Annotated in this window: 25 protein-coding genes; 11 read left to right on the top strand and 14 right to left on the bottom strand. The window is 67.3% G+C overall.

Annotated elements, in window-relative coordinates; genetic code table 11:
- Window positions 1-36: 36 nt before the first annotated feature.
- Window positions 37-579, top strand: a complete 543-nt coding sequence (locus OQF70_RS06280) for a multiprotein bridging factor aMBF1 (protein WP_280536512.1) — start codon at window positions 37-39, stop codon at window positions 577-579.
- Between the two features lie 57 nt (window positions 580-636).
- On the opposite strand, the gene OQF70_RS06275 is transcribed toward OQF70_RS06280, so the two are convergent.
- A complete protein-coding gene (locus OQF70_RS06275; RefSeq protein ID WP_280536511.1) occupies window positions 637-1,404 on the bottom strand; it encodes a DICT sensory domain-containing protein in 768 nt (255 codons plus the stop codon).
- Window positions 1,405-1,523: 119 nt separating this feature from the next.
- Here OQF70_RS06275 and tpiA point away from each other — a divergent pair, with 119 nt between their 5' ends.
- Window positions 1,524-2,168, top strand: a complete 645-nt coding sequence (gene tpiA / locus OQF70_RS06270) for a triose-phosphate isomerase (protein WP_280536510.1) — start codon at window positions 1,524-1,526, stop codon at window positions 2,166-2,168.
- Window positions 2,169-2,199: 31 nt separating this feature from the next.
- On the opposite strand, the gene OQF70_RS06265 is transcribed toward tpiA, so the two are convergent.
- From OQF70_RS06265 to OQF70_RS06255, 3 genes are all read right to left on the bottom strand, one after another.
- On the bottom strand, window positions 2,200-3,090 hold the full coding sequence (locus tag OQF70_RS06265) for a rhomboid family intramembrane serine protease (RefSeq protein WP_280536509.1): 891 nt from the start codon (window positions 3,088-3,090) through the stop codon (window positions 2,200-2,202).
- Between the two features lie 110 nt (window positions 3,091-3,200).
- Window positions 3,201-5,486 carry an AAA family ATPase gene (locus tag OQF70_RS06260; protein ID WP_280536508.1) on the bottom strand — a complete coding sequence of 762 codons (2,286 nt, stop codon included), beginning with the start codon at window positions 5,484-5,486 and terminating at the stop codon, window positions 3,201-3,203.
- A gap of 141 nt (window positions 5,487-5,627) precedes the next feature.
- Window positions 5,628-5,906: a UPF0058 family protein gene (locus tag OQF70_RS06255; RefSeq protein ID WP_280536507.1), complete on the bottom strand. Its 279-nt coding sequence runs from the start codon at window positions 5,904-5,906 to the stop codon at window positions 5,628-5,630.
- Between the two features lie 189 nt (window positions 5,907-6,095).
- Between OQF70_RS06255 and OQF70_RS06250 the strand changes: the two genes are divergently transcribed.
- Entirely contained in the window at window positions 6,096-6,287 is a 192-nt protein-coding gene (locus OQF70_RS06250; protein WP_280536506.1) for a hypothetical protein, read from the top strand.
- A gap of 273 nt (window positions 6,288-6,560) precedes the next feature.
- Here OQF70_RS06250 and OQF70_RS06245 read toward each other — a convergent pair whose 3' ends face one another.
- The 3 genes from OQF70_RS06245 to OQF70_RS06235 are packed head-to-tail and all read right to left on the bottom strand — an operon-like array spanning window position 6,561 to window position 9,356.
- Window positions 6,561-7,844 (bottom strand): amidohydrolase, encoded by a 1,284-nt coding sequence (locus OQF70_RS06245; protein WP_280536505.1) that lies wholly within the window; start codon window positions 7,842-7,844, stop codon window positions 6,561-6,563.
- A gap of 56 nt (window positions 7,845-7,900) precedes the next feature.
- Window positions 7,901-8,644 (bottom strand): hypothetical protein, encoded by a 744-nt coding sequence (locus tag OQF70_RS06240; RefSeq protein ID WP_280536504.1) that lies wholly within the window; start codon window positions 8,642-8,644, stop codon window positions 7,901-7,903.
- A gap of 1 nt (window position 8,645) precedes the next feature.
- Window positions 8,646-9,356, bottom strand: a complete 711-nt coding sequence (locus tag OQF70_RS06235; RefSeq protein WP_280536503.1) for a DUF5058 family protein — start codon at window positions 9,354-9,356, stop codon at window positions 8,646-8,648.
- A 331-nt stretch (window positions 9,357-9,687) separates the two neighbouring features.
- Here OQF70_RS06235 and OQF70_RS06230 point away from each other — a divergent pair, with 331 nt between their 5' ends.
- Entirely contained in the window at window positions 9,688-10,320 is a 633-nt protein-coding gene (locus tag OQF70_RS06230) for a TRIC cation channel family protein (protein WP_280536502.1), read from the top strand.
- Window positions 10,321-10,504: 184 nt separating this feature from the next.
- On the top strand, window positions 10,505-11,926 hold the full coding sequence (lpdA, locus tag OQF70_RS06225) for a dihydrolipoyl dehydrogenase (protein WP_280536501.1): 1,422 nt from the start codon (window positions 10,505-10,507) through the stop codon (window positions 11,924-11,926).
- 9 nt (window positions 11,927-11,935) lie between these two features.
- Here the strand turns inward: lpdA and ilvA are convergent, their stop codons facing one another.
- The 5 genes from ilvA to gcvT form a co-directional block, all read right to left on the bottom strand.
- Window positions 11,936-13,171, bottom strand: coding sequence for a threonine ammonia-lyase (gene ilvA / locus OQF70_RS06220; protein ID WP_280536500.1), 1,236 nt, complete (start codon window positions 13,169-13,171; stop codon window positions 11,936-11,938).
- A 173-nt stretch (window positions 13,172-13,344) separates the two neighbouring features.
- On the bottom strand, window positions 13,345-14,772 hold the full coding sequence (gene gcvPB, locus OQF70_RS06215; RefSeq protein ID WP_280536499.1) for an aminomethyl-transferring glycine dehydrogenase subunit GcvPB: 1,428 nt from the start codon (window positions 14,770-14,772) through the stop codon (window positions 13,345-13,347).
- Window positions 14,772-16,154 carry an aminomethyl-transferring glycine dehydrogenase subunit GcvPA gene (gene gcvPA / locus OQF70_RS06210; RefSeq protein WP_280536535.1) on the bottom strand — a complete coding sequence of 461 codons (1,383 nt, stop codon included), beginning with the start codon at window positions 16,152-16,154 and terminating at the stop codon, window positions 14,772-14,774. Before gcvPA ends, gcvPB begins: the two co-directional genes overlap by 1 nt.
- Before the next feature lie 2 nt (window positions 16,155-16,156).
- A complete protein-coding gene (gene gcvH, locus OQF70_RS06205) occupies window positions 16,157-16,537 on the bottom strand; it encodes a glycine cleavage system protein GcvH (protein ID WP_280536498.1) in 381 nt (126 codons plus the stop codon).
- 4 nt (window positions 16,538-16,541) lie between these two features.
- Window positions 16,542-17,696 carry a glycine cleavage system aminomethyltransferase GcvT gene (gene gcvT / locus OQF70_RS06200; RefSeq protein ID WP_280536497.1) on the bottom strand — a complete coding sequence of 385 codons (1,155 nt, stop codon included), beginning with the start codon at window positions 17,694-17,696 and terminating at the stop codon, window positions 16,542-16,544.
- Between the two features lie 210 nt (window positions 17,697-17,906).
- Between gcvT and OQF70_RS06195 the strand changes: the two genes are divergently transcribed.
- From OQF70_RS06195 to OQF70_RS06180, 4 genes are all read left to right on the top strand, one after another.
- A complete protein-coding gene (locus tag OQF70_RS06195) occupies window positions 17,907-18,659 on the top strand; it encodes an IclR family transcriptional regulator (protein WP_280536495.1) in 753 nt (250 codons plus the stop codon).
- A 792-nt stretch (window positions 18,660-19,451) separates the two neighbouring features.
- Window positions 19,452-21,779 carry a NosD domain-containing protein gene (locus tag OQF70_RS06190; RefSeq protein ID WP_280536494.1) on the top strand — a complete coding sequence of 776 codons (2,328 nt, stop codon included), beginning with the start codon at window positions 19,452-19,454 and terminating at the stop codon, window positions 21,777-21,779.
- Window positions 21,776-22,534: an ABC transporter ATP-binding protein gene (locus OQF70_RS06185; RefSeq protein WP_280536493.1), complete on the top strand. Its 759-nt coding sequence runs from the start codon at window positions 21,776-21,778 to the stop codon at window positions 22,532-22,534. The genes OQF70_RS06190 and OQF70_RS06185 overlap by 4 nt, the downstream gene beginning before the upstream one ends.
- A complete protein-coding gene (locus OQF70_RS06180; RefSeq protein ID WP_280536492.1) occupies window positions 22,531-23,400 on the top strand; it encodes a copper ABC transporter permease in 870 nt (289 codons plus the stop codon). Before OQF70_RS06185 ends, OQF70_RS06180 begins: the two co-directional genes overlap by 4 nt.
- Window positions 23,401-23,427: 27 nt before the next feature.
- Here the strand turns inward: OQF70_RS06180 and OQF70_RS06175 are convergent, their stop codons facing one another.
- A complete protein-coding gene (locus OQF70_RS06175; RefSeq protein ID WP_280536491.1) occupies window positions 23,428-23,928 on the bottom strand; it encodes an ArsR family transcriptional regulator in 501 nt (166 codons plus the stop codon).
- 202 nt (window positions 23,929-24,130) lie between these two features.
- Between OQF70_RS06175 and OQF70_RS06170 the strand changes: the two genes are divergently transcribed.
- Both OQF70_RS06170 and OQF70_RS06165 read left to right on the top strand, forming a co-directional pair.
- The gene (locus OQF70_RS06170; RefSeq protein ID WP_280536490.1) at window positions 24,131-24,454 is read left to right on the top strand and encodes a hypothetical protein; all 324 of its coding nucleotides are present in this window, start codon (window positions 24,131-24,133) and stop codon (window positions 24,452-24,454) included.
- Between the two features lie 201 nt (window positions 24,455-24,655).
- Complete coding sequence (locus OQF70_RS06165) at window positions 24,656-25,354, top strand: SCO family protein (protein WP_280536489.1); 699 nt, start codon at window positions 24,656-24,658, stop codon at window positions 25,352-25,354.
- Here the strand turns inward: OQF70_RS06165 and OQF70_RS06160 are convergent.
- On the bottom strand, window positions 25,351-26,202 hold the full coding sequence (locus tag OQF70_RS06160; protein WP_280536488.1) for a sulfite exporter TauE/SafE family protein: 852 nt from the start codon (window positions 26,200-26,202) through the stop codon (window positions 25,351-25,353). The genes OQF70_RS06165 and OQF70_RS06160 overlap by 4 nt on opposite strands.
- Between the last annotated feature and the right edge of the window lie 2 nt (window positions 26,203-26,204).

Genomic DNA, 26,204 nt, shown 5'->3' with positions numbered 1-26,204 from the left:
GTACGGTTTATAACACCGGACGCGTTAGCCGGAGGTATGCCACAGTGTGAGATGTGCGGCGCCGAGCAGGCCTCGCTGACGACGACGAAGGTCGAAGGCGCCGAACTGGAGCTCTGTGACTCCTGTACGGACTTCGGGACGGAGGTTCGCCAGGAGCCCGACTCCACGACCACGAGCAAGTATTCGACGTCTTCCAGCTCGGGCAAGTCGTCCGGCTCCTCCGGATCCAGCTCCGGCTCCGGTTCGGGGTCCGGCTCCGCCGGCTCCTCTGGCGGCGGTCGCCGTCGGGACATGTTCGACGAGATGGACGAGGTCGCGGCCGATTACGACGATCGGATCCGGAAGGCTCGGGAGGAACGCGGACTCAGCCAGGAGGAGCTCGCCGACCAGCTCAACGAGAAGGCGAGCCTCATCCGCAAGCTCGAGCGCGGCGACATCCTTCCGCCGGACGACGTCCAGCGGAAGCTCGAACGGACGCTCGAGATATCGATCGTCGAGGGGACCGACGTCGACGAGGAGTGGGACTCCGGGGACTCCTCGTCGATGACGCTCGGCGACGTCGTCAAGCGAAAGGATTGATCGACGGCGGACGATCGGACTGGAAGCAGACTGGAAGCGGGTCGGGTCCGGACCGGGTCACTCGTCGGCGCCGCCGGGTGCGGTGACGCCGTACGTTTCCGAGACGTGCGCGATCGCCTCGTCGACGGTTTCGTGGTCGTAGGTCCAGAACCCGAAGAATCGGTTCGGTTCACGCTCCTCGGCAAGCAGTAGACACGCGTTCTCCTCGAGACCGCCGCCGTCGTAGGCCACGAACCACGTCTCCCGGATCTCGGGTGCGCGTTCGACGTGGACCTCGAAGTCGGCATCCGGAACCGGCCCCTCCGGCGCGGCGTAGGCGTTGACGGCCAGCCCCTCGCGCTCCGCCAGTCGGTTGTACGTCTCGACGGTCCCCCCGAGCGTCGCAAGCGTCTGAAAGCCCGCGTGAAGCTCCCCGGATCCGACCCGCCACGCGCGGTCCTCGATCTCCCGGGAGGCCGCCACCATCTTCCGCTTCGAGTAGGAGGTGAACGTCGTCTCATCGAGCGCGTCGAGGACCGAGGCGTACGATCGCCGATCGAACTCCGGGGCCGTTTCGTCCGATGACGGGCCGCCCGATGACGAGTCGTTCTGCGAGGTCCGGGACGGGGACAGGAGGTCGTCGATCGCCACCGCGGTGACGAACTCCCCGTCACGAGCGAGCACGGCGAACCGGTCGGGTGCTCCGGGGAGCGTGGCCTCGGTCACCACGAGGTTGCGGTCGGCGAACGTCTCCGCCAGCTCCTCGCGTGCCGTGGCGTTCGCATTGACGACCAGCAGGGTTGCTGCGGTCGCCTCCACCCGGGCAATGAGTTCGATGAGTGACATACGGACGGTACGTATACGCCGACAGGGCAGTCGAACGCTTGTAGTTTTCGGCGATGCGGTTTCGGCGACCGTCGATGCCGAGTATCAAACTATTTGCGCGGGCACCGTCGACTGCGGGTATGTTCGTTCTCGTCAACCTGAAGGCGTATCCCTGTGACCCGATCGCGGTCGCGACGGCCGCACGAGACGTCGCCGACGACGCCGGTGTTCGGATCGCCGTCGCCCCGCAGGCGGCCGACCTCGCGCGCGTCGCCGACACCGGCGTCGAGACGTGGGCCCAACACGTCTCGCCGATCGACCACGGGTCCCACACCGGATCGACACGCCCGGCGACGGTCGCCGACGCCGGCGCGGTCGGCACCCTGATCAACCACTCCGAGCGCCGGCTCACGCTCGCGGACATCGACCGCGCCCGCGAGGTGGCCGCCGACAACGGTCTCGAGACGATCGTCTGTGCCAACAACCCCGCCCAGGCCGGCGCCGCGGCGGCGCTCGGACCGGACGCGGTCGCGGTCGAGCCGCCGACACTCATCGGCGGCGACGTCTCGGTCGCGAGCGCCGACCCGGACATCGTCACGGACGCCGTCACGGCGGTGAACCAGGTCGACGACGCGGTCGACGTGTTCTGTGGCGCCGGCGTCTCGACCGGGTCGGACGTCGCGGCGGCCGCCGACCTCGGCGCCTCGGGCGTCCTGCTCGCCTCCGGCGTCGCGAAGGCCGACGACCCGAGCGCGGCCCTCACGGACCTCGTCTCGAAGATCTGAGTCACGACCGCGGCGCACGGCGGGTGGCTGGCTACCGTTCGACACCGACGAGTGGGAGCGCCGCCGCCAGCCCGACGAGATAGCCGGCCAGGTGGGCCCAGACGTTCGATCCCGGCGGGACGAGGAGCATCGATCCGACGATCCCGGAGACGACGACGCTCGCGCCGAGGACGAGGAGGAACTCCCGAACCGGGTCGATCGGGGCGGAAGACGTCGGGGACGCGACCGAGTCCCGACGGCCGGATCCCGCCGACCGTCGCAGCCGGATCCGGGCGAACGCGAGCGCGCTCACCCCGGCCGCGACCGCCGCCGCGGCCGGATACTGGGGGAAGTACCACACCGACGAGGGGGTCGCAAGGATGACGGCGACCGACGCCGGCGCCGCAACCGATACCCACTCCCGCGGGATCCGGCCGTGGGTCGACCGATCGGCGGCGACGAACCACACGACGAGGAGGTACCCCAGGAGGGCGGTATTGACGTCGGAAAACCCGATCGACGGCGCGTCAGTGATCGGGCCGAGTGCGGTCAGCGTCGCCCACGCCGAGACGAGCGGAACCACGAGCAGGCACGCGATCGTGACGCCGGCGAACCGGGATCGCCATCCCGCCACCGCCGACAACGGGTACGCCACGCCGACGATCATCCAGTAGACGGCCACGTTGTGAAGCAGGTGGTTCACGTCCGCGTGGACGTAACTCGAGGCGAACGCCGTCCAGAGCGTCCATCGGCTCGTGAGGACGCTGTCGTTCGCGAGCGAGAACGCCCACGCGTCGCTGCCGGGCAGGAGGTGTGCGACGACGAGCACGCCCGGGACGACGAGAAACACCGCGGCGAGTTCGCCGCCGCCGACGGTGCGCGCGCCGTCCATCGCCGTGGCCACGATCCGACGGGCGACCTCCCGGGCCCCGGGCCGGTCCATACCGACTGCAGGCACGCGATCGACAAAAACGATCGTTCCCCGGGAGCGGAGTGCACGGGATCGCCCCCCGGGAGCGGACCGCACGGGATCGTCCCCCGGGAGCGGACAGCTCAGGATCGGGACTCGACGACCCGCTTCACCGCCGTCCGGTAGTGGTCGGCGGTGATCCGAACCGCATCGGAGTGGTCGACCGCGGACTCGCCGTAGGTTTCGGTCACGTCCTCGATCGCGGCGAGGGCGGCCTCCCGACAGATCGCGGCGAGTTCGGCGCCCGAGAGCCCGGCGGTCTCCGCGGCGATCGCGTCGAGGTCGACGTCCGCGGCGAGGGGCTGGTCGGTCGTGTGGACCTCCAGGATCGCGACGCGGGCCTCCCGGTCCGGGTTCGGGACCTCGACGTGGGTCTCGAGCCGTCCCGGACGCAACAGGGCGGGGTCGAGGGCGTCCCGCCGGTTAGTGGCAGCGATCACCACGAGCGATGGGTTCTCGGCGGCGCGGTCGAGTTCGGTGAGCAGCTGGGAGACGACACGCTCGCCGACCGCGGATCCGCCCCCGGAGCTTCCGGCTGCGCCGCCTCCGCCTCCACCACGCGCCGTCGCGATCGCGTCGATCTCGTCGAAGAAGACGATCGTCGGGGCGGTCTGGCGGGCGCGCTCGAACACCTCGCGGACGGACTTCTCGGACTCGCCGACGTAGCGGTCGAGCAACTCGGGACCCGCGACCTGGATGAAGTTGACCCCGCTTTCGCCCGCGATCGCCCGCGCAAGCAGCGTCTTGCCGGTTCCTGGTGGCCCGTGCAGGAGGACCCCGGTCGGCGGATCGGCCGCTGCGGCCTCGAAGAGGGGCCCGTACGAGAGCGGCCAGGTGACGGCCTTTTCGAGGGCTCGTTTGGCCGGTTCGAGCCCGCCGACGTCCGCGAAGGTGGTTTCGGGCGTCTCCGCGACGTACTCGCGCATCGCGCTCGGCTCCACCGCGGTGAGGGCGTCCTCGAAGTCGCCCCGCGTCACCGTTACCTCGGTGAGGTCCGCGCCGGCCTCCCGCGCGCGCCGCAGCGCCGTCATCGCCGCCTCCTGGGTGAGGCTCTCCAGGTCGGCGCCCACGAATCCGTGGGTGCGAGCGGCGATCGTCTCGAGGTCGACGTCCTCGGCAAGCGGGGTGCGCCGGGTGTGAACGTCGAGGATCTGTCGCCGCCCGGCCTCTCCGGGGACGCCGATCTCGATCTCGCGGTCGAATCGACCGCCGCGGCGCAGGGCGGGATCGAGCGCGTCGACGCGGTTCGTCGCGCCGATCACGATCACGTCCCCGCGGGCATCGAGCCCGTCCATCAGCGAGAGCAGCTGACCGACGACCCGGTTCTCGAGATCGCCGCCGTCGTCCCGCTCGCCGGCGATCGAGTCGATCTCGTCGAAGAAGACGATCGCCGGGGATGCCTCCCGCGCACGCTCGAACACCTCACGCAGCCGCTTTTCGCTTTCGCCCTTGTACTTCGAGGTGATCTCGGGGCCGTCCACCGTGATGAAGGTGGCGTCGACCTCGTTGGCGACCGCGCGGGCGATCAGCGTCTTCCCGGTCCCGGGTGGGCCGTACAGCAGAACGCCCTTCGGCGGGTCGACGCCGAGCCGGGTGAACAGCTCCGGCGAGGAGAGCGGCAACTCGATCAGCTCCCGAACCAGATCGAGTTCCTCGTCGAGGCCGCCGATGTCCTCGTAGGTTGCGCCGGCTCGAAGGGGCTCCTCGGTGCGGACGGACTCGGGACCCGACGCTCCGGTGTCGGGTGCTCCGAGATCGGACGCTCCGGTGTCGAGTGTCCCGGGCTCCGACGTCCCGGAGCTGCCCTCCCCGGAATCGGGCGTGGTGTCGACGTCCGTCTCGGCGGTCGATCCGCCCGATCCCTCGGCGGGGACGACCGAGACGTCGGTCCGATCGGTGAGGCGGACGGTTCCCTCGGGATCGGTCGACGTGACGGTGAACCGGAGCCCGCCCAGGCGCTCGACGTGGACGGACTCCCCGGCCGTGAGCGGGCGGTCCCGGAGGTCGCGGGCGATCGACCGCTCGATCGTCTCGCGGTCCACGTCGACGGTCTCCAGGCTTCCCGGGGCCTCGAGGGTCACGGCGGCGGCGTCCGCGACCGCGACCGGCGAGACACGAACCGTCTCGCCCACCTTGACGCCGGCGTTGGCACGGGTGTCCGCATCGATCCGGACCGCGCCGTCGGGGACGTCGTGGCCGCCGGGCCACACCTTCGCGACCGTCGCTCGGTCACCCTCGATCCGAACGGTATCGCCGCTGAGGACGCCGAGGCGTGTACGAGTCGACTCCGAGAGACGTGCGATCCCGCGGCCGGCATCGCGCTTCTCGGCGGCGCGGACCGTCAGGTCGACGTCCGCGGTGTCGTTCATACCCCCCGTTTCGTCCGGGACGCCTTGAGGGTTGCTTGCGGGCCATCCCGCCGGAGGACCGGATCGAACGAACGGAGATGACGGCGTTCCAGTGCTGCAGCTCACGCTCGTGGCGACCGGTGCACAGCAGAATCCTCGTCGTCAGATCTTGCTTTCGGCGTCGTCGGCGAGCTCCTCCATCCGTTTGCCGACGCGGCCCGCCGCCGAGAATTCGTCCTCGCTCATCGCCGTCGCCAGCGCGTTGCCGAGGACGAACACCGCGTGTTTGTGCTCGCTCTTGGACTTATGAACGTGTGACGGATCGATGTCGAGTTCCTCGTAGGGATCGAACAGCACCGATCGGACGTCCTCGCGCTCGCGAAAGTGCTCCATGATCGTTACCATCTGTTCGTGGAGTTCGAGGAGTTCGTCTTTATGCATAGGTATGGGTACGTTCGAGACGCTTTTAAGGGTTTTTGCGATCCGGTCTCCAACATATCCGGTCGCCGCGGTCGTGGGGTCGATCGACGGGATCTTCACTCGGTACGAGGCGTCCCCCCTACGTCGATCCGTCACCCCACGTGGTCTTCTAAAATCGTGTTTAATACATTATATGATATGTAATTATATATGACTGTTCGTCTAGATTTACATCCGGACGACCCGCAGATCTGGTCGATCATCGGACACAGGTTCGTCGACGTCCGGCTCGGCATCCGGGACGGAACCGGGGACGGAATCGAGGGCGGAATCGAGGGCGGAACCGGGGACGGAATCAACGATGGAATCAACGACGGAATCGGGAACGGAATCGGGGACTGAATCGGGGACTGAGTGGCGGTGGGATGGCGAACGGAACGCGACTGGGTTTGCAACGAGCCATCGCCCTCTGGATCGGAACGACCGTGTGAACGTATCGAACGCGGATCCACGATCGGGAGTCAGCCGAGAGGCTCCTGGTGTGGTTATATAATGGATCCGAGAGAGGATCCGGATCGTATCAAATATATTTAGAAATCGTCCGACTCAGCTGCAGCGATCGAACCGGCCGCCAGCCGCGGCGCGCGGCGTCAGGCGACGGCCGTTCGATCGGTGCTAGGCGAGGAGCGTCAACACGGAGTCGGACAGCACCGACACGCCGATCGAGAGGCTCCGCTCGTCGATGTCGAAGGCGGGGGTGTGGTGACCGCTCGGGTTGCTGGCGCCGATGCCCAGGTACGTCGCCGTGCCGCCGTTCTCCGAGACGGCCTGCATCAGGTACGTGGCGTCCTCGCTCGCCGCCAGGGCGTCGCGGCGGACCAGCGAGAGCGAGTCGGGGTGGTCGGTCACTATCCCGCTCACCAGCTCCACGAGCTCCTCGTCACTGTCCTGCCGGATCGACTCGCCGGTGAGCTCGACGGTGGCCTCACACTCGTGCATCTCCGCCGCCGTCTCGACGTACCGATCGACGGCATCGCGCATGTACTCCATCAGCTCGGTGGATTCGCCGCGAACCTCGACCGACGCGGTGACGCGATCGGCGATGACGTTGGCGGCGTTGTCGGCGTGAATCCCGCCGACGTTCACGCGCGTGTTCCCCTCCCGATGGCGCGGGATCGCGTAGATGTTGTCCGCGGCGGCGATGAACGCCTGCACCGCGTTCCGACCCTCGTTCGGCGCCAGGCCGGCGTGGGCTGACTCGCCCTCGAAGGTGACGTCCATCCGGGAGAGGGCCAGCGCCTCGTCGAGCCCGGCCACGACCGTTCCCACCGGCGTGTCCAGGCCGACGTGGGCGCCGAACAGGTGGTCGACGTCGTCGACGTGCGGACCGGCAGCCATCGCCTTGCCGCCGCCCAACAGCTCCTCGGAGGGCTGGAAGAAGACCTTGAACGTCCCCGAGAACTCGCCGTCAAGCACCGTTCGGAGGACCCCGAGCCCGAACGTGATGTGGGCGTCGTGGCCGCAGGCATGCATATACCCCTCGTTCGCCGACCGGAAGCCCTCCGCGGCGGGTCGATGGTCGTCGTCGGTCGACTCGGTGATCGGCAGCGCGTCGATGTCCACACGTAGGCCGACGGTCGGGCCCTCGCCGTTCTCGACGACGGCGACCGCGCCGGTGTGACCGCCTTCGAGCCGTTCGAGAACGTCCGTCCGGTCGGTCTCCGCGGCCGCCTTCTCGAACCACTCCGCGAGGACGTCGTCGTCAGGCACGCCCAGCCGCTCCTCGGAATCGAGGGCGTCAGGGCCGACGTGGATCTCGTCGACGCCCATCCGTTCCAGTTCCTCGACGATCCGCACCGTCGTTCGGAACTCACACCACCCAGGTTCGGGGTAGCGGTGGAACTCGCGTCGCAATTCCGTCAACTCCGCGTCCGATGGGATCGTCGTTTGGGTTGTCATGGGGTGTCGGTCGTTGTTTATAGATTCGCTCGCAACCTCTTGATTCTTGCTGCTTTTCAGGAGTCGTCGGGGGCCTCGATCATCCCCTGTTCCCACATCCATCGGGCGATCAGGATCGTTCCGAAGACGGAGACGATGATCACCACGTACAGCGGGTAGCCCGGGAGGAAGTTGAGCAGGCCCTGCTCCAACAGCAGCGTCATCGCCAGCGCGAGCACGAACCCGACGGCGGCGACCTTCGGGTAATCGCGTCCGAACTGCGCGAAGATCGCCCCGAACACCGCGGGAACGAGGTAAGATTCGAGCGCGTTCTGCCACAGATCGGGCATCGCCTGGAACGCCGACACGAGCGCGAAGGCGCCGACGCCAAGCAACGTCGTGTTCACGACGATCGACGCCCCGATCGCGATCGTCGAGATGATGCTCCCCTGCGGCGTGCCGGTTTGGACGTCCGCGCTCTCCTGGGCCGCGGCGGCACAGGGCAGCCGGAGGTTCGAGATGTTACCGGAGAGGAACGCCATATAGGTGCCCGGGATCCCCAGTACGGGGTAATACGAGATCGGCTCGACGACCCAGAAGATGCCGAACGTCGCCGCCACCGAGACGAACGCGCCGATGACCGCCTGTGACGGCGGCACGATGTCGAAGACCGTGAGGAGGACGACCGCGGGCCCCAACGACAGCAGCACCGCCAGGAGGTTCGTCCGGCGCCCCCACGTGTTGATGTACGGAATGAAGCTGTCCTGGTAGACGTCCGAACCGGCGTCCGATCCGTCGGCTGCGGCTGATTGCTCGGACATCTTACCACCCTCCCCCCACGGTGACCTGCAGCGCGACGCCGACGAAGAGGCCGACGATCATCGCCACGCCGAGCGCCCACTCGCGTATCCACTGGAGGTCACGCTCGTCAGCGATCCGCAACAACACCAACATCACGAGCCCTCCCACGGCGACGGACCCGGCCTCCGGGGAGCCCGTGGTGACCTCGCCGGTCAGGAAGTAGGCGAACGCGCCGAGCATCGCGGCGGAGCTGATGATCGGGATGAGCTTCTCCTTGCCGTTCCCCAACTTCTGTCGCGCCTTCTCCATATGCGGCGTTCCGAGCGCCGAAACGAGCAGCCAGCCGGTGCCGCCCAGCGTCATCGACCAGACCGCCGTGGCGTACGCGGTCTCGGTGATCCCCTCGTCACCCAGCCCGTAGCCGAACTGGCTGACGCCCAGCTCGGCTGCCGGGAGCTCGAACGCGACCGACCCGATGACCGACAGGCGCATCCAGGCGACGGGACCGCCGACGGTCGCGATCAGCGCCAACATCCCGACCAGGACGGCGACGGCGGGGCCGATCGCCGAGATGAATCCGGTCTTGAAGCCGGAACGAAGCTGGTCATCGGAGAGTCCCATCTCCTTCCCGTCGTTCCAGGCCCGCCGGAGGAAGATCGCCGCCTGCAGCAACACGACCGAAACGACGGGCAACGTGGAGAGCCACAACCATCGACTGTTAGCGATATCCATATATGCTGGAACGACTGTTAAACTTTCATACCATACCATGGCTGGTACTCCCTCTCTCATTTCTATATAAAAATCCATCGGTGGCTGATCGGGGATCCATCGGCAGCTGATCGGGGATCTATCGGCGATCGTTCGAGACGTGACTCCACGCGATTGCGGCCGACGGCGTCGACTGGATGACCGGATCGACGGAATGGCCGGATCGGCGCCCAGTCGACGACCGAACCACTCGGACCCCCCGAAACCACAGCGTTCAAGGGTGCTTCCCGCCAAACCGTATCCACAGGTGTACGAGTCGCTTCGAGCCGTCCTGGGTGATCCGTTCGCGATCATGAACTCGATCGGCCTGATCGCGTTCGCCCTCGTCGGGGCCGCGAAGGCGATACGCGAGGAGTTCGACCTGTTCGGGATCACCGTCGTCGGCCTCACCACGGCGTTCGTCGGCGGCGCGACAAGGGACGTGATCGTCGGCCGGATCCCGCTTGCGCTCAGTTCGATGGGTGAGATCTCGCTCGGGATGGTCGGGGTGAGCCTCGCCGTGGGGCTACACCTCGTGTTGGACACCCCGGACGACCACCCGATAACCGTCGTTTCGGACGCGGTCGGGTTGGCGGCGTTCACGACCACCGGCGCCATCGTGGCGACCGAAACCGGAGTGTCGAGCTTCGGCGTCGTCGCCATCGCCACCATCAACGCGGTCGGCGGCGGCGCATTCGCCGACATCCTGCTCGATCGATCGCCGTTCATCCTGGTGACCGACTTCTACGCCAGCTGTGCCGTCCTCGGTGGGACGACCTACTGGCTCCTCGCCGTCGCGCTCGGCGCCGGCAACGTCGCCGCCGCGCTGTGTGCAGCGGTCACCGTCGGAACCCGACTGTATGCCGTCCGGTTCGGGTGGCATCTCCCGACCGCTCAGTCGGTCAATACGGCGGTCGACGATCGGTTTCGCAAGGGCTCGGAGTGACCCACGCTGGCCCGATTGGGAACGTATAAACCACCTCGCGAACCATTGACGATCGGACGATACGGACGATGAGCGTGAGCCCCCACCGAACGGACGGGACTCGCGCGTTCACCTCACGTGGTCGCACCGTCCCTCCCGGAGACGGGTGGGTCGTCGCCGCGATGCCGCGTGATTCACCACCACAATGAGCACCACCGACGCACACATCGACACGGACGTAGCGGTCATCGGCGCCGGACCCGGCGGATACGTCGCCGCGATCCGCGCCGCACAGCACGGTCTCGACGTGACGCTCGTCGAGAGGGACGCCTACGGGGGCGTCTGTCTCAACGCGGGGTGTATTCCCTCGAAGGCGTACATCCACGCGGCCGACCTCGCCCACGACGCGACCCACGCGACCGATCTGGGTCTTCGGGGCGACGTCGAGGTCGATATGCCGACGCTGCAGGAGTGGACCGCCGGCGTCGTCTCCCGGATGAGCCGCTCCGTGGAGAAGCTCTGTAAGGCGAACGGCGTGACCCTCGTCGAGGGAACGGCGACGTTCGCCTCCGAATCCGAGTTGGACGTCGCCGGCGCGGACGCGACGCCCGAGACGATCGCCTTCGAGCACGCGATCGTGGCGACGGGAAGCCGGCCGATCGAGGTTCCGGGCTTCCCGTTCGCCGACGACGCGGTGTGGTCCTCGAGGGACGCGCTCGGCACGGAGACGGTTCCCGACCGGCTCGTGGTCGTCGGCGCCGGCTACATCGGGATGGAGCTCTCCACGACCTTCGCCAAGCTCGGCGCCGACGTCACCGTCGTCGAGATGCTCGACGACATACTCCCGATCTACGAGGACGACGTGAAACGCGTCGTTCGCTCGCGGGCCGAGGAGCTGGGGATCGACTTCTCGTTCGGCGAGGGCGCACGCGATCTGCGCGAGACCGACGACGGGATCGAGATCGTCACCGAGACCGAGGACGGCGAGGAGTCGGTCTATGGGGCCGACCGCGTGCTGGTCGCGGTCGGTCGCGAGCCGGTCACGGACACGCTCGAACTCGAGGCTATCGGCCTCGAGCCCGACGAGAACGGCGTCCTCGAGACGGACGCGCAGGGCCGGACCGACCTCGACCACGTCTTCGCGGTCGGCGATGTCGCCGGCGATCCGATGCTCGCCCACGCCGCCAGCCACGAGGGCATCGTCGCCGCCGAAACCATCGCGGGCGAACCCGCTGGCGACGCCGACGGGCAGGTCGTCCCGAACGCGGTGTTCACCGACCCCGAGATCGCCACGGTCGGACGCACGGAGGCCGAGGCCGCCGAGGAGGGATTCGACCCCGTCGTCGGCGAGATGCCGTTCCGGGCGTCCGGGCGCGCGATGACCGCCGACGCGACCGACGGCTTCGTTCGCATCGTCGCCGACGCCGACGGCCACGCCGTGCTCGGCGGGCAGATCGTGGGACCCGACGCCTCCGAACTGATCGCGGAGATCGGCCTCGCGGTCGAGACGGGTGCGACGCTCGAGGACGTCGCGACGACCGTTCACACCCACCCCACGCTGGCGGAGGCCGTGATGGAGGCCGCCGAGAACGCGATGGGGCAGGCGATTCACACGCTCAACCGGTAGGTCGGTTGGCTACTCCTCGGGTTCCCCGGTCGGAACGACGCGCTTGATCGTGTATCCCGCCGCCTCGATATCTTCGATGATCCGATCGATCGCCGCGGTGCCGGGCGTGGTCATTCTGATGACGAGGTCGGCCTTGCCGACGGGGAGCCCCTCCTCGGACCGGTCGTGGCGAACGCTTCGCACGTTGGTGTCGTGATCGCCGATGATCTCGGCGACCTCCCCGAGTACACCCGGTCGGTCGTCGATCCTGACGGTGAGCGTGACGAACAGTCGTCGATCGACGAGTGCCCGCGTGAGGATGTCCTGGAGGGTCGCGACGTCGATGTTCCCGCCGCCCAACACGGGGACGACGGTCTCGCCGCGGCAGTCGATCGCCCCGCTGAGAAGCGGCGCCACGGCCGCCGCGGCGGCCCCCTCGACGAGCTGTTTCGTCCGTTCGAGCAGGAACAGCGTCGCCTGTGCGATCTCGGTGTCGGTGACCGTCACGACCTCGTCGACGCGCTCGGAGATGATGTCGAAGGTGAGATCCGAGACGCTCCCGGTCGCGATCCCGTCGGCGATCGTGTCCGGCGTCTCGTTCGCGACCGGATACCCCTTGTCGAGGCTTTGGGGCACCGTCGCCGCCGACTCGGCCTGGACGCCGACGATCCGAACGGAGTCGTCGATGGCCGTCACCGCGGTCGCGATCCCGCCGATCAAGCCCCCACCGCCGATCGGGACGGTGAGGAGGCTCATGTCGGGCACCTGCTCGAGCAGCTCCAGGCCGATCGTTCCCTGCCCGGCGACAACGTCGGGATCATCGTAGGCGTGCACGAACTCGGTGTCCGGCTCCGTGGCCGCCGAGCGCGCCGCCGCCATCGCCTCGGCGAAGGTGTCGCCCTCGAGCCGGACCGTCGCGCCGTATCCCTCGGTCGCGTCGACTTTCGCCTGCGGTGCCGTCTCGGGCATCACGATGAGCGACTCGAGACCCAGCTCGGTCGCCGCGTACGCGACGCCCTGGGCGTGGTTGCCCGCGCTCGCCGCGACGACCCGATCGGCGTCGCCCTCGGCGATCCGGTGGATGGCGTTGAACGCGCCGCGTGGTTTGAACGATCCCGTCTTCTGGAGGTGCTCGGCCTTGAGCCGGACGTCCGCGCCGAGCCGGTTGCCGAGCGTCGTGCTCGTTTGCACCGGGGTCCGTCTGATGCCCGCTGCCTGGTCGATCCGCTCTTCGGCCGCCGTGATGTCCTCGATGGTGATGGTCATATGAATGGCTGTGGGAGGTCGGAAGGTCCATCGGTCGATGTGGTCGGTGTCCGTGATTTCGCGGATGCCGTCGGTGTGGCCGCTGTGACTGGTTGCCGCTGTGACCGGTTGCCGCTGTGACCGGTGTAGCCGATGCCGTCGTGACCGGTGTGGTCGACGGCGGGGGACGCCGGTTACTCCGACAGCTGCTGCCAGCTCAGCGTCGGATCCCTCGCGGCCGTCGTCTGGTCGATCCGCTTTGCGGCCGTCGTTTGCGGGGCGTCCGCGATCGTGTCCGCGTCCTCGTCGCTGACCGCGTTGAAGGCCGCAGCCAGCTGCTCCAGGGAGCGTTTGCTCTCCGCCTCCGTCGGTTCGGTCATCAACGCCTCGTCGACGATCTCGGGCCACTTCGTCGTCGGGGGATGGACCCCGTTGTCGAGCATCGCCTTGGCGAAGTCCGCGGCGTCGGTCTCGCCGGCGCTGGCCACGAACTCGTGGTGGAAGGGCTCGAAGGGCACCTCCAGGTCGATCTGTTCGGCCAGGTAGTTCGCGTTCAACACCGCCTTCGCGCTGGTGTCGGTCAGGCCGTCGTCCCCGAGCCGGGAGATGTAGGCGTGCGCCTTGAGCAGGACGAGCCAGTTCCCCATCGACCCGTGCACCTTCCCGATCGATTCGTCGGGCTCGACGAGCGTGTACTCGTCGCCGTCCGCCCGAACCTGGGGTGTGGGCAGGAACTGCTCGAGCCCCTCCCGGACGCCGATCGGTCCGGCACCGGGACCCCCGCCGCCGTGGGGCGTCGCGAACGTCTTGTGGACGTTGAAGTGCATCACGTCGAAGCCCATGTCGCCGGGGCGGGCCCGCCCGAGGAGGGCGTTCAGGTTGGCGCCGTCGTAGTACAGCAGGCCGCCGGCGTCGTGAACGATGTCGGCGATCTCCTCGATGTCACGCTCGAACAGGCCGAGCGTGTTCGGGTTGGTCAACATCAACGCCGCGGTCGTCTCGCCGACCGCCTCCGTGAGGGCGTCGAGATCGACCCGACCGTCGTCGTCGGCCGGCAGCTCGACGATGTCGTAGCCCGCCATCGCGGCGCTGGCGAAGTTGGTTCCGTGGGCGCTTGCGGGCACGAGGATCTCCTCGCGCTCGTCGCCCTCGCCGTTGTGTTCGTGGTAGGCCTTCGCGATCAGGATCCCGGTCAGCTCGCCGGCCGCTCCCGCGGGCGGTTGCAGGGTGACGGCGTCCATCCCGCCGATCCGGGACAGGTAGTCCTGTAGCTCGTGATAGACCTGCAGCGTACCCTGTGACAGCTCCGGGTCGCGGTCGGGGTGGATCGCCGCCGCCGTCGATCCCGCGATGTCCTCGGTGAACTTCGGGTTGTACTTCATCGTACACGACCCGAGCGGATACGGCCCGTCGTCGATCCCGTAGTTCATCTGCGAGAGTCGGGTGTAGTGACGCACCAGTTCCGGCTCCGACAGCGAGGGCAGTTCGATACCGTCACGCGTCAGATCGTCCGGTAGATACGTGTCCTCCGGCTCGTGACGGGTGCTGTCCTTCTCGGACAGCAGCGGTTCGTGGCCCTCGGAGGTCGTCTCGTCCCATTTCGTCTGTCGGTGTCGTTGCATCAGGCCATCACCTCCCGAACCTGCTCCAGGAAGTCGTCGACGTGCGCCTCGTTCGCCTCCGTGACACAGACCTGGATCGCGTCCTCGCCACGCTGATGGACCGCGAACCCGCGGTCGGCCAGCTCCGAGACGACCGCCTCGGCGTCGCCGTCGATCTCGGCGGTGAACTCCCGGAAGTGGTAGGCGTCGTTCGCCGGCGCCGACACGCCCGGAACCTCGTCGAGTTCGGCGGCGAGGCGCGCGGGCAGGCGCGTACAGCGGTCCGCAAGGTCAGTGAGTCCCTCGGGACCGAGGTACGTCGCGTGGATCGCCGTCCGCAGCGCGACCCACGCCTGGTTGCTGCAGATGTTGCTCGTCGCCCGTTCGCGGCGGATGTGCTGTTCGCGCGTCTGGAGCGTGAGCGTGTAGGTTCGGTCGCCGTCGGCGTCCTCGCTCGCGCCCACGAGCCGCCCGGGCACCTGTCGGAGGAACTCCTCGCGGCAGGCGAACAGCCCGATGCCCATCCCGAAGGCGTTCGGCAGCCCCAGCACGCCGGCGTTTCCGACCACGACGTCGGCGCCGACCGTGGCCGGATTTTCGAGCAGCGACAGCGCCAGGAGGTCCGAGCCAAGACAGAACAGCGTCTCCCGGTCCTCGAGGAGCGATCCGACCGCCCCGAGGTGCTCCTCGATGACGCCGTCGGTGGTCGGGGTCTCGACGTACACCAGGAGGACGTCCTCGTCCAGAGCCGTCTCCAGCGCGTCCGGGTCGACCATTCCGTTCTCGGTCGGGAACTCGCGGATCGACAGCCCGGGACCGTCGGTGTAGTTCTCGAGAACCGCCCGTCGCTCCGCCCGCAGGTAGTCCGGCACGAGGATCGTCGATCCGTCCGCGGCTCGCACCCGGTCCGCCAGGGTGGCGGCCTCGCCGAGGGCGGTCGCGGCGTCGTACATCGAGCAGTTCGCGACGTCCATCCCGGTCAACTCAGTCACGAGCGACTGGAACTCGAACAGAACCTGGAGGAATCCCTGTGAGATCTCCGGCTGGTACTGCGTGTAGGACGTGATGAACTCCGAGCGCAGCGAGAGGGAATCGACGACCGACGGCACGTAGTGGGCGTAGTGGCCGCGACCGAGGAACTCTGTGACGTCGGCGTTGGCGGCAAGCGTTCGTTCGAGGCGTCGGCGGACGCCCTGCTCGGACTCGCCCTCGATCCCGAAGGACCCGTCGTAGCGGACCGGATCGGGGATGTCGAACAGCTCCTCGACGTCGTCTGCGTCGATGGCGGCCAGCATCTCCGCCACGTCGTCCGCGTCGTGCGGCGTGAACGGGCTCCCCGATTCGGCCTGCGCCAGGTCGTCTATCTGGGGAATCGGTTCACGCGTGGGGTGGGCTCGTTCCATCGTCATATCTGCTCCTCGTACTCCTCGGCCGTGAGGAGGTGCTCGACGTCGTCATCGGTGCGTATCTCGACGAGCCAGCCGTCGCCGTGTGGGTCCTCGTTGATGAGCTCCGGCTGGTCCGTGATCGCCTCGTTGACCGCCTCGATCGTTCCCGAGACCGGGAGGTAGATGTCCGAGACGGCCTTGATGCTCTCGACGACCGCGAACTGGTCGCCCCGGTCGAACGTCTCGCCCTCCCGCGGCAGCTCCGCGAAGACGATATCGCCGAGCTCGTCCTGCGCGAAGTCGCTGATGCCGATCCGGAGGACGCCCTCCGCATCGGTCTCGTGTACCCATTCGTGCGATTCTGCGTACCGCCGGTCGGTTGGTATCTCGTGGTCCATGGCGTTATTCGTCGGTTTCGTGGGTTTCGTCGTCGGCGTCGTCGGCGTCGTCGGTTTCGTCGGCGTCGACAAGGGAGTCGAGGAACCGCTGGCCGACGATCGTCGCCGGCACCTGCCGCCCGCGTACGTCGACCGCGATCGATGTCCCGGTCGAGGCGTAGTCGGCGTCGACGTATCCGAGCCCGATCGGCTCCGAGAGCGTGGGACTCATCGTCCCGCTCGTGACGTGGCCGATCCGCTCGTCGTCGTGGTGGATCTCGTACCCGCTTCGTGGCACTCCGCGTCCGTTCAGGTGGATGCCCACGAGCAGTTCCTCGGGGCCCGTTTCCGCCTGGATCGAGAGCGCCTCCTTGCCGACGAAGTCGTCCTTCGAGTCGTCAACGACGAACCCGAGTTTCGCTTCGAACGGCGTTCGGGGTTCCGTTTCGGGGTCGAAATCCTGTCCGGACAGCAGGAGGCCGGCTTCCAGCCGCAGCGTGTCCCGGGCGCCGAGGCCGCAGGGCTGGACGTCCTCAAACGCTCCCCAGAGCTCCCGCGATCGGTCGACGTCGACGAACACCTCGACGCCGTCCTCGCCGGTGTATCCCGTCCGTGCGACGAGACACTCGACGCCGTCGATCGTGGTTCGGACCGCGGAGAATCGGCCGACGTCTGCGATCGAGCCGGCCGCGTTCGCGTCGACGGTCTCGATCGCGTCGGGGCCCTGGATCGCGAACAGGCCCAGATCGTCGGTCACGTCCGTGACCGTGACGTCCGCGTCGATCGACGCGGCGTGCGTCCTCCAGCGGTCGGTCATCTGCGCTCCGTGGCCGGCGTTGGGGACGAACAGGTACGCGTCCTCGTCCGGGTCCCGATAGACGACCGTGTCGTCGATGATGTGGCCGTCCTCGTTCAGGATGCACGAGTACTGTGCGTCCCCGGGATCAAGGTCCCGCACGTCGTTGGTCGTGAGATGATTCATAAGCGCCGTCGCGTCGGGACCGCGAACCTCGAGTTCGCTCATGTGACTGACGTCGAAGATCCCGACGGACTCCCGAACTGCGGAGTGTTCCGTGCTGATCCCCGCGTACGAAACGGGCATCTCCCACCCTCCGAAGTCGGTGAACTCCGCCCCGGAGTCGCGGTGTACCTGATACAGTGGTGGTGTACGTAGCGACACACGTATATCTGGCCAGTAGAGCGACAAAAGCCTTTCTGTGCTTGCGACGAGGACGCTCGACGCCGCCGAGAGTTACGCCGTCGAGGGCCATTCCGCCGTTGGGGCGTCATCGTTGGGGCGTCATCGTTGGAGCGCCATCGCTGGAGCGTCATCACTGGGTCGTCATCGTCGACCGAGTACCTTTATCAGCCTCCAACGGCCTTTTCCAATATGGGAAACCAATCGCGAAAGACGTCGAAGACGTCTCTGGAGGCCATCGAGGCGATCCGGGACCTCGAGGGCGCGACGCTGTCGGAGATCGCCGACCACACGGACGTGCCGGTGAGCACGCTGCACACGCATCTGCAGACCCTCCGTGAGATGGAGTACGTGATCCGCGACGACGGCACCTATCGGCTCGGGATGAAGCTCTTTCACTTGGGCGAGCGCGCGAGATGGCGCGATGAACGCTATCATATCGTGAAGGAACACGCGTGGAACCTCTCGAATCGGGTCGGTGAGGAGGTGAGCTTCGCGATCCGGGAGAACGACCGAATGGTCATCCTGCTGGACGAAACCACCGTCCCCTCGGAGGACGGCTTCCAGGTCGGTCGGTACTTCGACCTCCACAGTTCGGCATGTGGAAAAGCGACGCTGGCGAAGCTGTCCGAGTCCTGGGTCGACGACTACGTCGATCGACACGGGCTGCCGGCGTACACCGACACGACGATCACCGATCGCGAGGCCCTCCACGACGAGCTCGAGACGATCCGGAACCGTGGCTATGCGGTGAACGAACAGGAGGAACTGGAGGGATTGCGGGCCGTGGCCCTCGCGATCGAGGACCCGGACGGCGGCGTCTTCGGAACGCTCGACATCTCCGGGCCGCCGTATCGCCTTCCGGAGGCCGACGTCGTCGCTGAACGACTCCGATCGGCAGTGACGGAGATCGAGACTGCACTCGAGGATTACACGCGGTCGTGACGGTCGATCGGCTTCGGTTTCCCAGACTGGGAAACCCAGTCGTCGTCGGTCGCGACGGACGGGGGTGGTGCGTTCGCCGTGACCCGATCTCGGCTGATCCGAGATACAACTGACAAATATATGTGTGTAATGGATCGTCAACTTTCCTCACGGATCGACTCGGCGTCGGCGTCCGCTCCGTCGCGGAGCGCCGACTTCCGCGACCGGGGACTGATCGACCGGGGACTGATCGACCGCGGACCGATCGACCGTGGATCGTTTCACGGAATCCGAACCGACACCGCCACCGCCGATCGGCAGTCACTTCGGCATATTGAAAGATAATATAAACTATGTTACTGGTGTTTATTTGTATATCTGAATGGTTTGGCTCGACGTCTCTCCGATCCACCACCGTCGATCGGCGTCACCGACGTCGTGTCCGAAGACGCCCGGTTTGTGGGATGAATCGATGATCTCGGAGAGACGTTTACCGCCGCCCCTTGATGCTCGGAGCGTCCCCGACCGTGTTTGAGCTGAAACGGCACGATCGGTCGTATGAGGCGACTTGATCGGGCCGTTGTGAAATAACTACTTCATAAATATAAAATAATATATAAATATAATCAATGTATTAATTTTATTTGGTGTTTATCGACCGATCCGGCGTTCGACATCGGGATTTGCCGATGCAGTCTCGCCCGTCCGATGGCGACGACGATACAGGCCCGACGCGCTCCGGTTCCCGTCATCGTGGTCCCGTTCGACCGATGTACCAGACGGCCTATATCGTCGGGTGGCGTTGTGTCATCCGTGTCGCGGATCGATCCGTACGACGATGGCTCGCGTACCGTGGTCCGCCTGGCCTGGCTCACGGTCGCGGCGCTCGTCGTCGTCGCCACGGCTGCGTTCGTCGTCGACGTCGGGACGGCAGCGCCCGACCCGGTCGCGTACGATCGCACCGCGGAGCTCGGCGTCTCGGCCGAAACGGACGCCGTTATGGCCGGTGCGGTCGAGGTACCCACGGCACAGGTGTTTTACTCGCAGTTCCAGTACGTCGTCGGCTATGCAGGGATCGAGACGATGGTCGCCGATATCGACGACCCCCGGACGGAGCGACAGCTCGGCTCCCCGATCGCCGCGTACGTCCGGACGTACGACAACGCGGAACCAACCGTCGACGATCGTGGCCGCCTGACGACGGCCGGATCGCCAGCCTGGACCCCGGCTGCGGAGGCGGTCTACGTCGTCGGGAGCGACGCCCGGACCACCGCAGGGAAGACGGTCGTCCCCTTCGCGACCACGGATGCGGCCGAGTCGTTCGCGTCGGACGAGGGCGGAACCGTCATCGCGTGGTCGTCGCTTCGCGAGCGCCCGTTCGACGTCGCGACGGCGGCGACGGTTCGAGGGCTCGTTCCCGAACGATGGGCCCGTGCGAACGAGCGGATCGATCGGGCGACCGACCGAACGGACCGACCGGTGTCCGTCGTCGTTGAACCGGATATGGATTCGGCCCGGCAGGAGGATACAGCCCGGCAGGAGGATTCGGCCCGGCAGGAGGATTCGGCCCGACAGTCGGATCCGGTTCGACGAGCGGGCTCGATCCAGGCGGCGATCGACGCCGCGCCACCGAACACGACGGTTCGGGTCCCTGAGGGGACCTATGCGGAGCAGATCACCGTCTCGAAACCGATCACCATTGCGGGCCAGGATGCCCGTCTTCGGGGGAACGGAACCGGATCGGTGATCACGGTCGAGTCGGCGAACGTTTCGATCACGGGGGTTCGGATCGCGGGCACCGGGAACCGAACGCGGAACGACGAGGCGATCAGCCAGCCGCCGGGAGCCGACGGGGAGGGGCCCGATGACACGAACGCGGACTGGGACGAACAAATCCGAACCGGCTACGGGTACGGTGACGCCGCCATTCTGGCGGCCGACTCGCCGGGTCTCGTGGTCGCACACACGACGATCGAAACGAACGCCAGCGGCGTCCTGCTTCGGGAGGGATCCGACGCGGTCATACGGGACGTCCGGGTGACCGGGACGGACGGTTGGCAGGCCGGGTTTATGGGAGTCACCGCGTTGAACTCCCGGGTCACGGTCACCGAGAGCACGTTCTCGGGAGGGCGGGACGGGATCTATATCCACCGAGGTGACGGGTCGGTGGTCCGAAACAGCACGTTCCGGAACAACCGATACGGGATCCACCTGATGTACACGAGCGATACGCTGCTCGCCGACAACGTGATCCGCGATCAGGAGTTCGGCGGGATCACGGTGATGACGCGTCCCGAAGGGAACGCGATCGTCGGCAACGACATCCGCCGGACGCCGACCGCGATCCAGCCCTCCGGCATCCGGAGCTATATCGGCTACAACACGCTCGTCGACAACGAACTCGGGCTGTCGACGACTGCCCGCGAATCCGTCTACGAGTACAACGTGATCGCCGACAACGGGATGGGCGCGCGATCGACGACCGTCATCCCCTCGAGCGTGATCGCGCGAAACGACTTCGTCGGGAACGACCGACACGCCTCCGCGGGATCCGGGCCGTTGCGGATCTGGGCGGACGACGACCGCGGGAACTACTGGCAAGGAGCGTACGAGTCGCCGTTCTTCGTGGGCACGGCGTCGACGGATTCGGACGTCATAGACGGTCCGAACGCTACAGACGGCCCGGACGGCTCGGCGTCGAAGCGATCGACGACGTTCGATCGACCCTATCGACCGAGTTCACCGGTCGATGCCGCGCTCCACCGGGACCCGGCCGCCACGACGCTCGCGGAATCACCGGCGCTGCGCGCGCTCACCGCGTTTCGGGGATCGGTCCCCGGCGCTCGCACCGGAAGCGTGATCGACCCCGAACCGGCGCGGGAACCGTATTCGCCGGCGCGGGTCGATCGGGCGACGACGTCCGGCGATCCAGCCCACACGGACTGGCGGCGGGACCTGCTCAACCGCACGCGCGGTTCCCCCGATTCGGCCGACAGCACACTCCTGGAGACCGAAATGACCAACGACACGGCCGACAACGGCGGCACGGACAGCTCCGCCGACACGAACAGCCACGACACGAACAGCACCGCCGACACGGACGACATCGAGGACGGAACCGGCGCGGGTGCGACGCAATGACCGAGACACGGCCACTCATTCGGGTCGACGGTATCACGCGAACGTACGGCGGCGTCCCGGTTCTCGCCGGCATTTCCGCCGACATCCATCCCGGCGTGACGGCCGTGGTGGGCCCGAACGGGTCCGGAAAATCGACCCTGTTGCGCCTCCTCGTCGGCGAGATCTCACCCATCGATGGAACGGTTCAGTACGAGGGACCGAACGCTCCAAAACCGATCGGCTATCTCCCCCAGCGGGCGTCCTTCCGGGAGTCGTTCACCGCTCGGGAAACGCTCGCGTTCTACGCGCGACTGCTCGGCAAGCGCCCGGACGGACATCTCGAGCGTGTCGGCTTGTCCGATGCAGCCGATCGATCTATCGGGGATCTTTCGGGCGGGATGCGTCGATTGTTGGGCATCGCGCAGGCGACGATCGGTGATCCGCCCGTTCTCGTCCTGGATGAACCGACGAGCGGTCTGGACCCCGCAATGCGTGATCGGATATTCCGGTTGGCGGAGGAGTACGCGACCGCCGGCACCGCGGTCGTCGTGAGCACCCACGACCTCGATCTGGTCGACCGCTATGCGGACCGCGTGCTCTGTCTGCGACACGGGTCGGTTGCGGCGTCGGGGTCGCTCTCGGATCTCTACGCCGCTCACGACGTGGAGACCGCAACCGACCTCTACCGATCGATCGTTCACGACTCGAGCATCGAGACGGACCCATCCGAAGAGTCCACCGGGTCGGTCCACGTTACGGGGGTGTCGGACCGATGACCGCGTCACGGTCGCGCGTCTTCGGCGCCGTCCTCCGCCGCGAGCTCGCGACGGTCGTTCGAACCCCCGGTTACTGGCTCACGGTTTTTGGACTCCTCGTCGTGCTTGGCGGGGTTCTCGCCGTCGGTGGCGGTGGCGAAACGGGATTCATACCCACGATCGTCGACCTGCTGATGCCGACCGAGGTAATCGTTCCGGTCGTTGCGGTCGTGCTCGGGTACCGCGCCTTGCTCGCCGACGCCGAGGAGCTGGCGATGATCCGGACGTATCCGGTCTCGATGGCTACGTACGTCTGTGGCGTCTTCGTCGCTCGCGTTGCCGCACTCGTGGGATCGATGGTCCCGTTCGCGCTGATCGGCGGGGTCGTCTGGCTCACCGCGAGTCCGGACACGACCATCTACGCCACCCACACCGGCGTCGATTCGCCGCTGCTTTTCGTCCGGTTTCTCGTCCTCGTCGTCCTGCTCGGGATCCCGTACCTGTCGATGTCGATGGTCGCCGGCGTGGTCGCGAGCAGTCGTCGCGGGGCGATCGCGATCGTCGCCCTCCTCCTCGTGGGCGGCGTGTTGGGCGGCGACCTCGCCGTGGTCGGATCGCTGGGCGGTGACGCCGGCAGCGGGTCGCTTCCGACCCGCGTCGCGATCCCACCCAACGGCGCCTTCCGGGGGCTCGTCTTCGAACACGTCGTCGGGGTCGCGCTGCCCCCCGACTCCGGATTCGTGTCGTCCCGGGCGGCGATCGGGAGCCTCATCGGCTGGACGGTGGTGGGCGTCGGGAGCGCGGTCTGCACCCTGACGGTCGGCGGCGCAGTCGGCGATCGCCTCGAGCGGCTTCGAGTGCGGATCGCGGACGCCCGTGACCGGTGAGTCAGGGCGGGCGGAAGCGATCGTGTGTCACAGGAGTTCGTCCACGCTTCGGAGGAAGCGGTCGACGAGCCGGTCGGACACCGAGGGTGACACGGTGTCGACGAGCTGTGCGGTTCGTGCCGGGCGCGTGAGCGAGACCGTCATCGGCGACGACGGCGATTTCTCGACGATGTCGTGTTCTGCAAGCGTCGAGAGGTGCCACGAGACGGTGCTCTCGGCGAGATCCAGGTCGGCCGCGAGCGTGCCCGGCCGTCGGTCCCCGTCCGCCGCGAGGCGAACGACGATGCCGCGTGCGGTCTCCCGACGGAGGAACGCGATCGTCCGTCGATCCCACGGATCGAACGACGGCGCGAAGTAGTGGGTCTTTCCGCCGACCGGCTCCTTGACGACCGTTCCCTCACGGGTGAGACGACGGAGATGGTACTGGACCTGCCCGGTCGCGAGATCGAGGTCGCGACCGATCCGCCGGAAGTGGAGCCCGGGCGTGGCGTGGACGTGCCGACGGATCCGATCCCTGGTGTCGGACATTGCATACTGGTCGCGTCCCGATCGTGGTTAATCGTGTGCCGGTTTTCAGCGCGTGGGAACGGCGATCGGGACGTGGCTCCGCGTCACTGACCAGCCGTTCGATCCGGGCGAACACTGGGCGGCTGTTCGATCCGGGCGATCGCTCGTCGACCGGTGTCCTTCTTATCCCGGCGCCCGTACGTCCGCCGTGATCCGGACAGTGATGGGGCAGGTGACCTGGGGCGTTGACGCCGCGGTTCCGATCCTCGTGGTTATTCTGTTGGCGTCGGTTGGAACCGGCCTGCTCTTCGTGGTGAGCGTGGTCGCGTACCGCCGCCGTCGACGGCCACAGTACGGGCTGATCGCGGTCGCGATCGGGGCACTGTGGCTTCGGTCGGTGGTCGGCGCCGGGACCGTTCTCGGCGTCGTGCCGATGCCCGCACACCACTTCATCAGCCACTCGCTCGATCTGTTGACCGCCGGCACCGTGCTCTATGCAGTCTATATGTACGCACCGGGATCGGTCGCCGCGTCCGACGATCGGTGACGATCTCGCTTCGGCGGTCGGGATCGACGATCGGCCCCTGCGGCGTGTCGGTCCCTACGGCGTGTCGGCCCCTGCGGCGTGTCGGTCCCTACGGCGTGTCGGTCCCTACCGCGTGCCGGTCCCGACCGTGTCCCCATCCAGTCTGGTGCGTTCGTCGAACGCGCCAGATCGACTATGGCCGGCGTGGTCGTGGCGATCACCATGCGACGACGATCACTGCTGTGTGGGATCGGGGGCGGAACGGCCATCGCGGCGGCCGGCTGTCTCTCGGCCGTTCGCGACGAGACACCCGCGAACGTGGTCCTCGATCCACAGTCGGACCAGCGAGCCGACAGCGCGGACCTGGCGTATCCTGCCTACGGCGAACCGCTTCCGTCCGTCGAACTCCCCGACCCACTGACCGACACCCGGATCGATACCGGTGATCTCGATCGAACCGCGATCGTGACGGCGTTCTTCGCGACCTGTCCCGCCGAGTGTGGGGTCCTGCTCCGTCGACTGGCCGACGTGCAGGCGACGATCGCAGAGCAGGGAGTCACCCGATCCGTCGTGTTCCTGCCGATCACCTTCGACCCGGAGCGTGACGATGCCGACGCGCTTCGGGACCACGCCCGAATGGTCGATGCGGATCTGGACGCCGGCAACTGGCACTATCTCCGTCCCGAGTCGCCCGCTGCCGCCGAGCGCGTCGTCGAGGACCGGCTCGGGATCGGGTTCGAGCGGGACACGACGAGCGATCGCGTCTCGGGATACGACTTCACACACGCCGTCGTGACGCTGCTCGTGAACCCGGACGGGATCGTTGAACGGGCCTATCGCGGCGAGGCGATCGATCGCGATCGCGTCGCCAACGACGTCGAGGCAGTCGTGGTCGGCTCCGAGGGGAGCTCACAGCGCTAGTGAGCCATCCCGGTTCCCGAGAGGGGGTTCCAGAACGGGAACATCGGATGCGGAACGTGGATGCCGACGGCCATTAGTCCGTGCGCGAGAAGCACGTATCCGAGCACGACGAACACGACGCCGAGTATGCGGTGGAGCTGCCGACGTCGTCGAACGCCCAGTCCCTGGATCACCGTTCCGTACGCGAACACGGCCGGAACCGTTCCGACGCCCAGCGCGGCGAGCGCGATCCCGCCCGCAGTCGGTGACCCACTCGCGAACGCGTAGAGGTACGCCGGATAGAGGATCGGGCAGGGCAACAGCCCGTGGAGGCCACCGAGAAGGACGATCCCCGGGCCTCCCGCGAGGCCATCGATCCGGCTCGTCAGGACGCTCGTCACGCGTTCTACGCCGGGAAGGTGGATCCCCGCGGAGACGCGACCCAGAACGTATGACACGCCGATCGCGATGACGAGGCCGCCGATGAGGACGCCGACGATCCCCCGAAGGAGCTGTGCCGCGGCGGTGATCGCGTCGAGGCCGAGAAACACCGTCCCGCCGAGTGCGCCCATCGCGGCGCCGATGAACGTGTAGCTCACGGTTCGCCCGAGGTTGAACAACGCGTGCTGTCGAACTTCGTACACCGAGAGGTGGTCGCGGCGGGATGCCGGCTCAGTCCGCGATCCACGCTCGGCTTGTGGACCGGCTCCCGTGACCGGTTCGCCGCCGTCGGGTTCCGGCGTCGCCGTCATTCGGGTGCCGTAGATTGTGACCAACGGCCCGCACATTCCGATGCAGTGGGCCCCACCGAGGAGTCCGATCGTGAGAAACAGGACGACGTCGACGCCGAGGACTGCCGGGAGCGCCATCG

It is taken from the genome of Halopenitus sp. POP-27, assembly GCF_029889855.1.
Taxonomy (GTDB): Archaea; Halobacteriota; Halobacteria; order Halobacteriales; family Haloferacaceae; genus Halopenitus; species Halopenitus malekzadehii.
Note: the sequence above shows the minus strand (reverse complement) of the source record. Positions and strands in the feature narration are given on the sequence as shown.

Excerpts from the sequence above, each read along its gene's own strand:
- OQF70_RS06280 (WP_280536512.1), top strand. The coding sequence starts at position 37 with ATGCCACAGTGTGAGATGTGCGGCGCCGAGCAGGCCTCGCTGACGACG.
- OQF70_RS06275 (WP_280536511.1), bottom strand. The coding sequence starts at position 1,404 with ATGTCACTCATCGAACTCATTGCCCGGGTGGAGGCGACCGCAGCAACC.
- tpiA (WP_280536510.1), top strand. The coding sequence starts at position 1,524 with ATGTTCGTTCTCGTCAACCTGAAGGCGTATCCCTGTGACCCGATCGCG.
- OQF70_RS06265 (WP_280536509.1), bottom strand. The coding sequence starts at position 3,090 with ATGGACCGGCCCGGGGCCCGGGAGGTCGCCCGTCGGATCGTGGCCACG.
- OQF70_RS06260 (WP_280536508.1), bottom strand. The coding sequence starts at position 5,486 with ATGAACGACACCGCGGACGTCGACCTGACGGTCCGCGCCGCCGAGAAG.
- OQF70_RS06255 (WP_280536507.1), bottom strand. The coding sequence starts at position 5,906 with ATGCATAAAGACGAACTCCTCGAACTCCACGAACAGATGGTAACGATC.
- OQF70_RS06250 (WP_280536506.1), top strand. The coding sequence starts at position 6,096 with ATGACTGTTCGTCTAGATTTACATCCGGACGACCCGCAGATCTGGTCG.
- OQF70_RS06245 (WP_280536505.1), bottom strand. The coding sequence starts at position 7,844 with ATGACAACCCAAACGACGATCCCATCGGACGCGGAGTTGACGGAATTG.
- OQF70_RS06240 (WP_280536504.1), bottom strand. The coding sequence starts at position 8,644 with ATGTCCGAGCAATCAGCCGCAGCCGACGGATCGGACGCCGGTTCGGAC.
- OQF70_RS06235 (WP_280536503.1), bottom strand. The coding sequence starts at position 9,356 with ATGGATATCGCTAACAGTCGATGGTTGTGGCTCTCCACGTTGCCCGTC.
- OQF70_RS06230 (WP_280536502.1), top strand. The coding sequence starts at position 9,688 with ATGAACTCGATCGGCCTGATCGCGTTCGCCCTCGTCGGGGCCGCGAAG.
- lpdA (WP_280536501.1), top strand. The coding sequence starts at position 10,505 with ATGAGCACCACCGACGCACACATCGACACGGACGTAGCGGTCATCGGC.
- ilvA (WP_280536500.1), bottom strand. The coding sequence starts at position 13,171 with ATGACCATCACCATCGAGGACATCACGGCGGCCGAAGAGCGGATCGAC.
- gcvPB (WP_280536499.1), bottom strand. The coding sequence starts at position 14,772 with ATGCAACGACACCGACAGACGAAATGGGACGAGACGACCTCCGAGGGC.
- gcvPA (WP_280536535.1), bottom strand. The coding sequence starts at position 16,154 with ATGGAACGAGCCCACCCCACGCGTGAACCGATTCCCCAGATAGACGAC.
- gcvH (WP_280536498.1), bottom strand. The coding sequence starts at position 16,537 with ATGGACCACGAGATACCAACCGACCGGCGGTACGCAGAATCGCACGAA.
- OQF70_RS06195 (WP_280536495.1), top strand. The coding sequence starts at position 17,907 with ATGGGAAACCAATCGCGAAAGACGTCGAAGACGTCTCTGGAGGCCATC.
- OQF70_RS06185 (WP_280536493.1), top strand. The coding sequence starts at position 21,776 with ATGACCGAGACACGGCCACTCATTCGGGTCGACGGTATCACGCGAACG.
- OQF70_RS06180 (WP_280536492.1), top strand. The coding sequence starts at position 22,531 with ATGACCGCGTCACGGTCGCGCGTCTTCGGCGCCGTCCTCCGCCGCGAG.
- OQF70_RS06175 (WP_280536491.1), bottom strand. The coding sequence starts at position 23,928 with ATGTCCGACACCAGGGATCGGATCCGTCGGCACGTCCACGCCACGCCC.
- OQF70_RS06170 (WP_280536490.1), top strand. The coding sequence starts at position 24,131 with ATGGGGCAGGTGACCTGGGGCGTTGACGCCGCGGTTCCGATCCTCGTG.
- OQF70_RS06165 (WP_280536489.1), top strand. The coding sequence starts at position 24,656 with ATGCGACGACGATCACTGCTGTGTGGGATCGGGGGCGGAACGGCCATC.
- OQF70_RS06160 (WP_280536488.1), bottom strand. The coding sequence starts at position 26,202 with ATGGCGCTCCCGGCAGTCCTCGGCGTCGACGTCGTCCTGTTTCTCACG.